This window comes from Roseburia sp. 1XD42-34 (assembly GCF_009917385.1).
In the GTDB taxonomy this organism is placed as follows: domain Bacteria; phylum Bacillota; class Bacilli; order Bacillales; family Amphibacillaceae; genus Virgibacillus.
Genome location: NZ_QWLJ01000014.1, coordinates 1 through 12654, shown reverse-complemented (window position 1 = coordinate 12654; position 12654 = coordinate 1). Strand labels below are relative to the sequence as shown.

Annotated in this window: 12 protein-coding genes, 2 tRNA genes, 2 riboswitches and 1 other annotated feature; of the genes, 11 read left to right on the top strand and 3 right to left on the bottom strand. The window is 37.9% G+C overall.

What is annotated here, in order from left to right:
- The first annotated feature begins 46 nt into the window (after positions 1-46).
- Positions 47-271: a binding site (T-box leader), on the top strand.
- A 102-nt stretch (positions 272-373) separates the two neighbouring features.
- The gene (gene serS, locus D1839_RS09845) at positions 374-1648 is read left to right on the top strand and encodes a serine--tRNA ligase (protein WP_120379732.1); all 1275 of its coding nucleotides are present in this window, start codon (positions 374-376) and stop codon (positions 1646-1648) included.
- A gap of 231 nt (positions 1649-1879) precedes the next feature.
- Here the strand turns inward: serS and D1839_RS09840 are convergent, their stop codons facing one another.
- Complete coding sequence (locus tag D1839_RS09840; RefSeq protein ID WP_120379731.1) at positions 1880-2149, bottom strand: amphi-Trp domain-containing protein; 270 nt, start codon at positions 2147-2149, stop codon at positions 1880-1882.
- A gap of 385 nt (positions 2150-2534) precedes the next feature.
- Here D1839_RS09840 and D1839_RS09835 point away from each other — a divergent pair, with 385 nt between their 5' ends.
- The 9 genes from D1839_RS09835 to proC all read left to right on the top strand — a co-directional run bounded on the left by D1839_RS09835 (position 2535) and on the right by proC (position 10319).
- Positions 2535-2885, top strand: a complete 351-nt coding sequence (locus tag D1839_RS09835; RefSeq protein WP_120379730.1) for a DMT family transporter — start codon at positions 2535-2537, stop codon at positions 2883-2885.
- Positions 2886-2895: 10 nt separating this feature from the next.
- Positions 2896-3201, top strand: a complete 306-nt coding sequence (locus D1839_RS09830; protein ID WP_286164775.1) for a DMT family transporter — start codon at positions 2896-2898, stop codon at positions 3199-3201.
- 224 nt (positions 3202-3425) lie between these two features.
- Positions 3426-3531, top strand: a riboswitch (SAM riboswitch).
- A 353-nt stretch (positions 3532-3884) separates the two neighbouring features.
- Positions 3885-3989, top strand: a riboswitch (SAM riboswitch).
- A 176-nt stretch (positions 3990-4165) separates the two neighbouring features.
- Entirely contained in the window at positions 4166-5197 is a 1032-nt protein-coding gene (locus tag D1839_RS09825; protein WP_120379728.1) for a methionine ABC transporter ATP-binding protein, read from the top strand.
- Positions 5187-5837: a methionine ABC transporter permease gene (locus D1839_RS09820; RefSeq protein ID WP_050350567.1), complete on the top strand. Its 651-nt coding sequence runs from the start codon at positions 5187-5189 to the stop codon at positions 5835-5837. Before D1839_RS09825 ends, D1839_RS09820 begins: the two co-directional genes overlap by 11 nt.
- A gap of 19 nt (positions 5838-5856) precedes the next feature.
- The gene (locus D1839_RS09815; protein ID WP_120379727.1) at positions 5857-6675 is read left to right on the top strand and encodes a MetQ/NlpA family ABC transporter substrate-binding protein; all 819 of its coding nucleotides are present in this window, start codon (positions 5857-5859) and stop codon (positions 6673-6675) included.
- Positions 6676-6694: 19 nt separating this feature from the next.
- The gene (locus D1839_RS09810; protein ID WP_120379726.1) at positions 6695-7900 is read left to right on the top strand and encodes a M20 family metallopeptidase; all 1206 of its coding nucleotides are present in this window, start codon (positions 6695-6697) and stop codon (positions 7898-7900) included.
- Between the two features lie 440 nt (positions 7901-8340).
- Positions 8341-8730: an RDD family protein gene (locus tag D1839_RS09805; RefSeq protein ID WP_120379725.1), complete on the top strand. Its 390-nt coding sequence runs from the start codon at positions 8341-8343 to the stop codon at positions 8728-8730.
- 168 nt (positions 8731-8898) lie between these two features.
- Positions 8899-8991, top strand: a tRNA-Ser gene (locus D1839_RS09800).
- Between the two features lie 518 nt (positions 8992-9509).
- A complete protein-coding gene (gene proC, locus D1839_RS09795) occupies positions 9510-10319 on the top strand; it encodes a pyrroline-5-carboxylate reductase (RefSeq protein ID WP_120379724.1) in 810 nt (269 codons plus the stop codon).
- 306 nt (positions 10320-10625) lie between these two features.
- On the opposite strand, the gene D1839_RS09790 is transcribed toward proC, so the two are convergent.
- Positions 10626-11306 (bottom strand): deoxynucleoside kinase, encoded by a 681-nt coding sequence (locus D1839_RS09790; RefSeq protein ID WP_120379723.1) that lies wholly within the window; start codon positions 11304-11306, stop codon positions 10626-10628.
- A gap of 27 nt (positions 11307-11333) precedes the next feature.
- Entirely contained in the window at positions 11334-11972 is a 639-nt protein-coding gene (locus D1839_RS09785; RefSeq protein WP_120379722.1) for a deoxynucleoside kinase, read from the bottom strand.
- Between the two features lie 204 nt (positions 11973-12176).
- Here D1839_RS09785 and D1839_RS09780 point away from each other — a divergent pair.
- A tRNA-Arg gene (locus tag D1839_RS09780) sits at positions 12177-12249 on the top strand.
- Positions 12250-12654 lie beyond the last annotated feature (405 nt).

Sequence of the window (12654 nt, the reverse complement as noted above, 5' to 3'; positions counted from 1 at the left end):
CATATGTATAAAAAATCGGCTATGATAGAAGATAATAAGAAGACATCCAACAGTATTGACAGGAAATAGTAGTAGTTTGTTTTTCAGTAGAGAGTCGGTGGTTGGTGGAAATCGATGTAAAACAGCTATGAATCCATCCTTGAACTGGTTTATCGAACACTTTGATAGAGTAAATAAACCCGGTTCGTGCCGTTATCACGATAAGCTGGAAGAGCATAAATATGTGTTCTTCAATCAGGGTGGCAACGCGGGTAAAACTCTCGTCCCTAATCTAAAGGGACGGGAGTTTTTTGTGTTGGTAAGCTATGTATCATGTTGATAAAAGTAATACAACGAAAAATTCATTTTTAATTCATATAAGGAGGCAGTAAATATGCTGGATATGAAATATTTACGTCATCATTTTCAAGAAGTAAAACAGAAGTTACAACATCGTGGTGAGGATTTATCAGAACTAGATCACTTTGGTGAATTGGATGAAAAACGTCGTCAACTCATCTCTGAAACAGAACAATTAAAAGCGAAGCGAAATGAAGTATCCAAACAAATCTCCGTATTAAAGCGAGAAAAGCAAGATGCTGAGCCTGCCATTAATGAAATGCGTGAGGTAGGCGACAAAATTGCTGTTTTAGATAGTGAATTAAAACAAGTTAATGCACAGCTGGAGCAAATCATGCTATCCATCCCTAATATTCCTCATGAAAGTGTACCAATTGGTGAAGATGAAGAAGATAATGTCGCGGTACGGAGTTGGGGCGAAAAAACGAGATTTTCCTATGAACCAAAGCCTCACTGGGATGTAGCCACAGACTTAGGAATCGTTGACTTTGAACGAGCTGGCAAAGTGACTGGAAGTAGGTTTGTTTTTTATAAAGGACTTGGCGCAAGATTAGAGCGTGCTTTATGGAATATGATGTTAGATTTCCATGTGGATGAACATGGTTATGAAGAAATGTTACCACCACAAATTGTGAACCGCGCTAGTATGACTGGAACTGGTCAGTTGCCAAAATTTGCTGAGGATGCTTTTAAATTAGAAGAATGGGATTATTATTTAGCCCCGACTGCGGAAGTTCCAGTGACGAACTATTATCGTGATGATATTTTAACACTGGATGACTTACCGAAAAAATATGCCGCATTCAGCAGTTGTTTTCGTTCTGAAGCAGGGTCTGCGGGCAGAGATACAAGAGGGTTGATTCGCCAACATCAATTTAATAAAGTGGAGCTTGTTCATTTTGTAAAACCTGAAGATTCGTATGAAACATTAGAAACGTTAACGAATCATGCAGAGAAGATATTACAACTATTAGAGCTTCCTTATCGTGTGATGAGTATGTGTACAGGAGATTTAGGATTTACAGCAGCTAAGAAGTACGATATAGAAGTGTGGATTCCAAGTCAGTATACGTATCGGGAAATTTCTTCTTGCTCTAATTTTGAAGACTTTCAGGCAAGACGAGCTAATATCCGTTTCCGTAGAGAACCAAAAGCAAAACCAGAATTTGTGCATACATTAAACGGTTCTGGGTTGGCAATTGGGCGAACTGTTGCAGCAATTTTAGAAAATTATCAGCAAGAGAATGGCACTGTTGTAATTCCTACCGCATTACGTCCTTATATGGGAGGAAAAGAAGTCATTCAATAACGAAGTCAACCAAACCGTTTGTAGAGGCAAATGATGAAGAAAAGAGAAAGGTTGCGTCTCATTTTATTTTATTAGCGAATACCGTTATAAGAGCAGTTAATGTGCTTATTTCAATAAAGGAAACAAATAACTTGTAAGATAACAGGAAATAACCGCGGATGCAAAAAGTTGAGGTTATTTAGCGTTTCATCCGCGGATAAAGTTATTTTGATTGTATAACGACCACTTGCATTATTCTATTTTCAATGGGGCTTTTTCTGCTCCTTCATGCCATTCCAGTTCAAATTCAAATTCGTATTTTCCATTTCTTTCTTCGAGTTCGATTTCCACTGTGACGGTTTCTGCTGGCTGTATGATTTGTGAGTGTTCACCTTGATGAAGCGTAAAAGAACCTTCTTCTTTTAATTTTGTCGCAATGGTTTGGAGCATCGCTGCTGCCTGGTTTCTTCCCATTTTTTCCTTATACTTTACCAGTACATTCGTACTGTTTCTGTTAGCCATGATAACCCCTCCTTTTTGCTTTTATATATAGTATTCTTCTACAAAAAAGCGCAAAACCCTCTTTAATTAGAGTTTTTAAAGAAATTGTTCAAAAAGTATACTAAAATAGTACATTACTGCGTCTTTTCTCAGTATCCTGTTGAAAACTTAACGTATCGCCAAGCCTTAATTTCGGTGAAAGTTATAGCTTTATTTCTAGTAAAATGGTGACTTTTATCTGTGTGGAATGCGTTTTGGGACAGCCCTTAGTTTTGTGTCCATAGTAGTCATTCTGCGATAATAATACCTTCTTTTTTAAACATTGGATTAAGTAAACCGTCCTTATAGGGATGTTTTTCTTCCTATGGTAAAATATATATACGTGAAGGAGGGTGAAAAGAATCGAATGGCATGGTTATATGTTCTCTTCGCTGCTATTGTTGAAGTGTTTTGGGTGATCGGTTTAAGATATTCGCAAACATTTTGGGAATGGGTTGGTACGATCATAATGATTATTTTCAGCTTCTACTTTGTAATCAAAGCATGTGAAAAATTACCTTCTGGTACTGTCTATGCTGTGTTTACAGGTTCCGGAGCTGCTGCTATTGTATTGATTGACTTTATCGTTTTTGGAGCAGATTTTTCGATTACAAAACTAATTTTTATCGGCTTAATTATTACTGGAGTAGTAGGAATTAAAATAACGACTGACGAGAAACAAGAAAAGTTTAAAACCCCTTCAGATGGAGGAGATTAATTTGGCGTGGGTGTATCTTATTATTGCAAGTCTTGGAGAGATTTTTGGCGTCATGAGTATAAACTTTTATAATCAAAAAAAGAGCTTTGGGCGACTATTTGCTGTTGTTATCACTTTTGGACTCGGATTTTATTTTTTAGCATTAGCAATGAAGGAAATACCTCTAGGAACGGCATATGCCATTTGGACAGGATTGGGGGCAGCTGGTGCTGTTCTAATGGGCATTCTCTTTTTTAAAGAGTCGGCAGGGTGGAAACGTATGTTATTTCTAAGTTTTATCATTGCGGGGGCGGTAGGTTTAAAAGCGATTGAATAAGTGAAGCAAAGAAAATTGTGTATAAGTAAAGCTGTTTTGATTGTAAATTCGTACAGCTAGATATGAAGAATTGTAACTACTGGAAAGAATCTAAAGTGGAAATTTTTGGGGTTATAACAGTGTCGTGAAAAATCTGACACATGCCTATTTAAAAACTATTTGACAGGTAAAGGAAACCGTAGTATGATATAACACAATATCCTGAAAAGTAAATATAATATTACTTCTTATTCAGAGAGGTGGAGGGAATTGGCCCTTAGAAGCCTCGGCAGCGGACTATTGATAGTACTGTGCCAAATCCAACAAGCGGGTAAGCTTGAAAAATAAGAAGAGGATCCATAGATTGGAAATCCCTTCTTATTCACATAAGGAGGGATTTCTTTTTTTACACTATAGGAAAGCATAAGATTTTCTTGGTTTATAGTATAAGAAAGCATAAAATGAGGTGCTTGTAGATAACAAAATAACCGAATAAGCCACGTCCGGCGCATAAGCCCAGCAACTAGGCGACTTCACTCCATTGCCCTACAATAAGTCATCATTGGTTCGTGGTTAAGAGGGAGGCCGACTAAAAACGTGCTTGCCGCTCAGGCGTCGGCATACTCCTGTTGCAGGAGCATGATTCCTAAAACTTTAGTTGAGTTGCTCCAGTCACTACGTTGCTAAACGGGCGCTCTGCGCCTTTGTTCTCCAGAAAGGTGACGGGACTGGCCCTTAGGAGCCTCGGCAGCGGACTAATATATAGTACTGTGCCAAATCCAGCACACATGTTGTTTGAAAGATAAGAAGAGGATACTCATATAATAAAACTTCTTCTTTCGAAAGGGGTATTTTTTATGGCGATAAAATGAAATGTATGAGTAGATTCGACCTAATCTAGGTGGAGTAAGGTTCTAAAGCATTGTTTCACATGGAACAAATTTTAAAAAAACAATTCTAAAAATTAGTATGGGGGAATTGCTTGATGATTACATTTGATCATGTAACAAAAGTGTATGAAGGAAAAGATCTGCCAGTCAAGGCGCTAGATGACGTAGATTTACAGGTGGAAGAAGGAGAAATCTACGGCGTTATCGGATTTAGTGGTGCAGGAAAAAGCTCCCTTATTCGTTGTGTGAATCTATTAGAGCGACCTACTTCTGGTAAAGTGATGGTTGATGGAAACGACTTATTAAGTCTTTCTGCTAAAGAATTGCGCGATGCTAAGCGAGATATTGGGATGATTTTTCAGCATTTTAATCTTTTAAATTCTAAAACGGTGTATACAAATGTTGCGATGCCCCTATTGGTAGCAAAAGGGGCGAAAGAGGAAGTAAAGAAACGTGTCATGGATTTACTCACCTTTGTTGGTTTAGAAGATAAAGCAAATAGTTATCCAGAGCAACTGTCGGGAGGACAAAAACAACGGGTTGGTATTGCGCGTGCCTTAGCAACGAAGCCAAAAGTACTTTTATGCGATGAGGCGACATCAGCACTTGATCCAGAAACAACAAAAGCTATTTTACAGTTGTTGAAGCAAGTGAATCAAGAATATGGAGTAACGATTTTGATGATTACCCATGAAATGAATGCGATTCGAGAGATTTGTGATAAAGTTGCTGTCTTAGACAAAGGAAAAATCGTGGAAGCAGGAAGTGTGTTTGATGTGTTTTCTAAACCGAAAACAGCAGTAACTGCTAAGTTTGTCCGTTCGGTAATGCATGATACGATACCTGATTCAGTCTATTCATTGCTTAACAATCAGACAGCATGCAGACATATCTATCGGATTGTATTTGTCGGAAATAGCGCTGGGAAACCTTTATTATCGCAAATCGCTAAAACGTATGCAGTGAACGTCAATATTTTATTTGGCAATATAACAGAATTACAAGGTGTTCCTTTAGGTAATTTAATTGTTCAATTTTCAGGGGATGAGAAAGAAATAAAGCGGGCTATGATGTATATTCACCAACAAAAGATTACGGTAAAGGAAGTGTTGGCAAATGTTAGTTGACCAGCAACAAATAGTGCAGGCGCTTTGGGAAACAATTGTCATGGTCGGTGTGTCATTGCTATTTTCATTTCTTATCGGGCTTGTATTAGGTGTCTTATTAGTAGTAACGAGAAAAGGACATTTATGGGAAAACAAAGTTGTTTTCACCATCTTGAATGCAGGGATTAATATCTTTCGTTCCATTCCATTTATTATTTTGATGGTTGCTGTCATCCCATTTACAAGACTTGTTGTCGGAACATCCATTGGGACAGCAGCAGCAATTGTACCAATGATTCTATTTGCTGGTCCTTATATTGCGCGATTAATTGAAAATTCATTGCTTGAAGTTGATCCGGGAGTTATGGAAGCAGCACAGGCAATGGGAGCTACACCATGGCAGATTATGATACGTTTTCTTCTTCCAGAAGCATTAAGTTCTTTGCTACTAGGAATTACGATAGCCACCATTGGTTTAGTAGGCGCATCGGCAATGGCTGGAGCAGTCGGTGGTGGAGGTCTCGGCGATTTAGCGATTACATATGGCTACCAGCGATTTGACACGGTTGTTATGTTCCTTACTGTAGGCATTCTTATCATAATGGTGCAAGGATTACAATCAATCGGAAATTATCTTTCCAAACGAGTGAGAAGAAGATAAACAAAAGGAGTTGTTTAAAATGAAAAAAGTAACGTACATATTTTTCCTATTAATTACATCGGTCATTATCAGTGCATGTTCCAGTAGTGAAGCTAGTTCAATGGTGAAGGTGGGAATTAGCGGTTCTGATACGTCAATCTGGGATTATGTAGCAGAAAAAGCGAAAAAAGAAGGAATTAACGTCGAAATTGTCCGCTTTTCCGATTATGTTCAACCTAATTTGGCTTTAGCAGAAGGAGAAATTGATGCAAATGCATTCCAAACAGTTTCTTATTTCGATGCCTTTATTAAAGAGCATGATTTAGATTTAACGCCTATAGCGACAACGGTAATTGCCCCAATGGGGTTATATTCAGAAAAGCATGATAAACCAGAGGACATTCCTAAAGGCGGAACAATTGCCTTAGCTAAAGAAGCTACGAATATGGGCAGAGGCTTATTATTGCTACAGGATGCTGGTTTGATAAAACTGGCTGACGATTTTGATGGCAATGGTTCGTTAGATAAAATCGTTGAAAATCCAAAAAATCTTCAATTTGAATTACTTGTAGCTGGGCAGACACCAAGAGTGCTCCCAGATGTGGATGCTTCGATTATAAATAATGGCATTGCAGTCGACGCAGGCTTAAGCCCATTGGCTGATTCGATTTTCCATGAGGATGAAACGGCAACTCCGTATATAAACATTATTGCCGTTCAGGAAAAAGATAAAAACGACAAAGTACTAAAAAAGCTTGCTGACATTTATCAGACGAACGATGTGGCAAAATTTATTGAAAAGGAACGTGATGGGAATTCCATTCCAACGTTTGTACCGTTAAGTGAGATTGGATATTAATTTAAAATGAGGTGAACTAATGGGAATTACTACGGAACCTACAACTATTTGGAAACAAGAAATTGCAGCTAATATGGAGGAAAATAAGTCAAGGTATATTATGATTAGTCATGATATTCATGCACACCCTGAGATTGGAAATCAGGAAACATACGCTGCCAAAACATTGACAGATATACTAGTGGAAAACGGATTTGAAGTGGAATTGGATGTGGCGGGTCACCCAACCGCCTTTATTGCTAAAAAGAAAAGTCCAATAAAAGGAAGAACGATTGCCTTTTTAGCTGAATATGACGCATTACCAGAGATTGGGCATGCTTGTGGTCATAATCTGATTGGTACAATGAGTGTTGGCGCTGCTATAGGTTTAAGTCAAGTGATAAATGAAGTGGGAGGTGAAGTAATCGTCTTTGGAACACCTGCTGAAGAAGGTGGACCAAATGGAAGTGCGAAGGGAAGCTTTGTCAAAGCTGGATTAGCTGAAACGATTGATGCAGCGATTATGATTCATCCTGGTGCAGAAACGAAGCTAACCGGCCCTACCCTTGCTGTCGATCCGCTGGATTTCGAGTTTTTTGGCAAAACTGCCCATGCCTCTGCTCACCCAGAGAAAGGAATTAATGCGTTAGATGGCGTAATCCAACTCTTTAATGGCATTAACGCATTACGTCAGCATGTTGCAAATGATGTGCGCATACATGGTATTATTACGGATGGAGGCGATGCTCCTAACGTCGTACCGAATTACGCAAAGGCTAGGTTCTTCATTCGGGCGACCACAAGAGAAACATTAAATGAGGTAACGGAGCGAGTAAAAGCAATTGCGGAGGGTGCAGCTATGACGACGGGTGCAAAAGTTAAGATATCCGCATTTCAAAATGAGGTGGACAATTTTATTCTGAATGAAAGTATGGATGCCATTTTTAAAACAGAAATAGAGCAATTAGGAGAGACGGTTCATAAAAGACAGTCAAAAGCTTTAGGCTCCACAGATGCAGGGAATATTAGCCAAGTAGTCCCAACCATTCATCCACATATTAAAATTGGCCCGAGTGATTTGATTGGCCATACGACTCTTTTTCGAGAAGCTGCAAAATCAAAGCAAGCTGATAAAGCACTAATTGTGGGGGCAAAAGCAGCAGCGTTCACAGCATTAAAGCTGTTAACAGATGATGCAGCTTATGAGCGAGTGCATAAGGAGTTTATCAGTAAAAAAACAAGGTAAGATATGCTTGGTTTAACAAATGTATCTTGACTGACAATTGGTTTAGCAATAAATCCAATTTAAAGCTATTCCATCCCCACTATTAGAATTTATTAGAAATTTTCAATGACTCCTAGTGGGAACATCGGTTAACGGGCTTCTTTTTAAAAAAGATAAGAAAGTATAAAAAATTTGGCTTTGGGATAACGATATAACGGAATAGCCACGTCCGGTGGATGAGCCCAGCAACTAGGCAACTTCACGAATCGCCCTCCGATACATCATTGTTCGTGCCTCACCATGATTCCTAAAACTTTAGTTGCTTCGTTCCAGTTGCTACGTTGCTAAACGGGCGCTCTGCGCCTTTGTTCTTAAATGATAAATAAGTTCTATTGGTTTTAAAGGGAACTTATTTGTAGACTGTACGTATAAGGACTAAACGAGTGAAGGGGAAGCTTGAAGTGAAATCGTTAACGAAAAAACGGATGAAAGCTTTTTTTATTGATGGGGCAATTTCTGCTGCTGTCACAGCTGGTGTAGAATATGTTTTACGTAAAAAAGTAAAGAATGAGGTTGTGCATGCTATCGTTACGCCAACAGTTGTCATGTGGTCACTCGAGTACATACAATTGCGACAACGCGGGCAAACAGTTGGTTACAACCAAATGGGGTTGGAATTGCAGAGTGAAACAGGCTTTGAATTAACACCGATACAAATTTTTAAACGGATGGCTTATCGTGATACTTTAAGTAACTTGCAATACATCATTAATCGCAAATCTTTTGAAGAGAAAGACGGTGCCGTATTTCCGCATGATCGCTACTCTAGTACGATAGTAAAAGAAGTGTAACAAACGCGTATAGCACAGCTGTTATCTTACAATCTTACAACCTTCTGATTGCAGCTGTGCTATTTTTTCTTAGAAATGTAGATATTATTATTACTAAAAAATTTTCAAAATGTCTATTAGGAATTGACAAGCCAATAAAAAACATGGTATATTATATCTTGTCGCCACGGAGGTATACCCAAGTCTGGTTGAAGGGATCGGTCTTGAAAACCGACAGGGGTGTAACAGCCCGCGGGGGTTCGAATCCCTCTACCTCCTCCATTTGAAATTAGCGCATAAAATTTTGGAGATATAAAAAATCGTTACACTGTAGCGATTTTTTTAATATATGTTGGCTAGATTAGTATTATTTTACCTTTATTACTTGACAATTTTTACATTTACACATATAGTACATTACTAACCAAATAAAAATGTAAAAGCTATGATGAGGCCAGTAGTATCATGTACGAACGACAGAGAGCGGGATTCACCGGCTGAAAGATCCCAAAACGTAGACGACAGATACGAACCTACCTGTGAGCTGTTAGAATAAACCTGACCGCAGATCAAATCTGTGTTGACAATATAAGCTGGGCATAGTAAAAACTATGTCAAATTAGGTGGTACCGCGGAAAACTCTTTTTCGTCCTTATTCTTAGGATGAAAGGAGTTTTTTATGTTCAGAAGGAGAATGTTTTAAAATCGTTAACGGTATGGTTAGAAAATAAACATGTAGAGGATAGAAATGATAATAAATAGCCAATTTTTCGTGATATAAAAAAGGAGGTCGATATACAATGGATAAAAAAATTGCATTTATTGGTGCAGGTTCCATGGCAGAAGCAATTATTTCCGGCTTGATTCAATCGCAAATTATTGATAAGCAACAAATCATCGTTACGAATCGGAACAATCGTGAACGAATATCCTACTTAGAAGAAAAGTATCAAATAATTAGTACGCAGAATAAACAACAACTAATGGAACAAGCAGATATTATTCTATTAGCTACAAAGCCATGTGATATGGAGCAGGCCATTGCATCCGTTCAACCATATATAAGGGATAATCACTTCATTCTCTCTGTTACAGCAGGAATGTCTACAAAGAGGATTGAACGATGGATTGGATTAAAGATTCCAGTTATTCGTGCAATGCCCAATACATCTGCTTCTATTGGCTATTCAGCAACGGCTTTATGTATAGGCGCTTACGCAACAACGGAGCATTTACAAGTAGCGGAGCAATTATTCAATACAATTGGAACGACCGTTCAAGTGAACGAATCGGAAATGCATATGGTAACAGGGATTTCTGGAAGTGGTCCAGCATATATTTATTATCTCATCGAGGCAATGGAGCAGGTAGCTTTAGAAGCCGGCATGAGTTCATCTAAAGCAAAACTGCTGATTCATCAAACGCTGCTTGGAGCTGGAAAAATGTTGAACCAAACGAATGAATCTGCAACAGAATTGCGGAAAAAAATAACAAGCCCAGCCGGAACGACAGAAGCAGGCATTCAAACATTAGAACACAATCATTTTCAACAAATGATAAAGAATTGTATCTATGCAGCAAGAGATCGGTCTATAGAATTAGGGGAATAAAGTACGTGTAGGTAGCTCTATTGGAGGTTTTAGTAAAATCACCGAAGTTCACAATTTCAGGAAGTGTTAATGAACAAGAAGCAGGTTAGAACTTGCTTTTGGCGGTCAATTAAAACTAAGCTGTGGAAGGAAATAGCAAGGAAGCATATTTCTTTCACAGCTTGGTTTATATTAGTTAGCTTTTTGTTTAGTTTCATCATTAAAGCTGTAAGCTCAAAGATTGATGAAGTAAATTCGTGTAGGTTAATCAACTGAACGCTAATTCTTTTCTAAGATGATGGATTTCCCCATATGATCCAACCAACTTTATACACGATCACGTGATTTCCAACGGCGAGATTGTTGGATAAAATGTCCGATACGCTCTAAAATGGGTTCAATCGATGTTTCTTCTTTCATCAAGTCATAATCCGAAATATTAATGCGAAGAATAGGACAAGCATTAAAATTATTTATCCAATTTTGGTAGCGTTTATATAGTTCTTGCCAATAGGAAATGGGGGTGTTTTTTTCCATTTCGCGGCCGCGTTCGTGAATACGAGCAATAATAGCATCAAAGGAGCCCTCTAAATAAATGAGCAGGTCAGGGTGTGGAAAATATGGTGTCAGAACCATTGCTTCAAATAAATTTGTATAGGTTTCATAATCAGTTTTTGACATGGTGCCTTTATCGTAATGCATTTTTGCAAATATACCGGTATCTTCGTAAATAGAGCGATCCTGAATAAAGCCGCCACCATATTCAAAAATTTTCTTTTGTTCCTTAAAACGTTCTGCTAGGAAATATATTTGTAAGTGAAAACTCCACCGTTCAAAGTCGGCATAAAACTTCTCTAAATATGGGTTTGTGTCTACTTTTTCATAAGAAGTCTTAAAGGCAAGAGCTTTTGCTAATGCATTTGTCATAGTTGATTTTCCCACCCCGACAGTACCAGCAATGGTAATAATGCTATCATGTGGGATTTGAAATTTTTCTCTTGGATTCATCGTTGCTTGTTCCCCTTCTCTACTGTTCTAATCACTTGTTAGCTGTTTTAAGTTCATGGATACTAGCTCAATAATTTGCTCCAAATGGTCTTGATAACAAACAAAGTCTAATTGATCACCATCAATTCGTATAACCGGAATAGTTGGGTGCAGGTTTTCAAATCGATTCATATAATCTTCATAATCCTGTGCAAGCTGTGCAAGGTAGGATGCTTGAATCTTTTGCTCAATTTGTCGACTGCGTTTTTGGATCCTCTCTAAAATAGTATCCAAACTGGCATTTAAATAAATCATCATATTGGGTACAGGCATATCCTCTGTTAAAATCCAGTAGATTTGCTCGTATTTTTGAAACTTATCTTTGGATAATGTACGTTTAGCAAATATCATGTTTTTTGATATATGATAATCAGCAATGACGGGCTGGTCATTACGTAAGTATTGTTTATCTATGTCTTCTAATTGCTTAATTCGATTACATAAGAAGAACATTTCTGTTTGGAAACTCCACTCTTCAATGTTTTCATAAAATTTTCCTAGAAATGGATTTTCCTCCACAATTTCTTTTAAAAGCTGAAATTGAAAATGAGCGGACAATTTTTCGGCAAGGGATGTTTTACCGATGCCAATCGGACCCTCAATAGCAATAAATGGTACTCCTGTCATCACTTCTTCCTCCAATCTAAAAACAGAACAGGTGTAAACTATTTTATCATAATCAAAGTGTGTAAACTATGTAAACTGTGTGACGTTGCATAGTACTTTTCAAGCAGGAAGGAATTTTGTATAATAGATAGTGCTTGATTAAAAACAGGCGGGATATGTAAGCTTTAGCCTTGTAGCCTGAAGTCTATAGCTATATATTTCAATGCCCCCGTAGCTCAGGGGATAGAGCATCGGTTTCCTAAACCGTGTGTCGCAGGTTCGAATCCTGCCGGGGGCGTAGGTTTATCGGCTGTCATTTTTTAAATTGGTCACGGATCGGTCACTTTTAGTATATTAAAACGAATGTTCGTTCTGTTTTTCGCTTGTTTTTCCTCTTGTTCTTTAAAGCTTGCAGTTGGATTAGCATTACATAACGATCTAATTATTGAATTGGAGTATTTTAAAAATCATGATTACTGAAAGATAAAAGAAAAATTGCTTTTTAATGGATCTTCTAAATAATTTTGTGAAGATTGAAGAGACATGGTTACCACTAGATAGCAGTAGAATCATGGATCGACTAAAGCCCAATAAGCGGATATTTTATTTTCTAAGACAACTTTTACGGTTCTCTGTCAAATGTGGTGGTGGAAAATAACCGCCACCATCTCGTTTGATTAGAGTAATTTCTTAACCTCTTGTT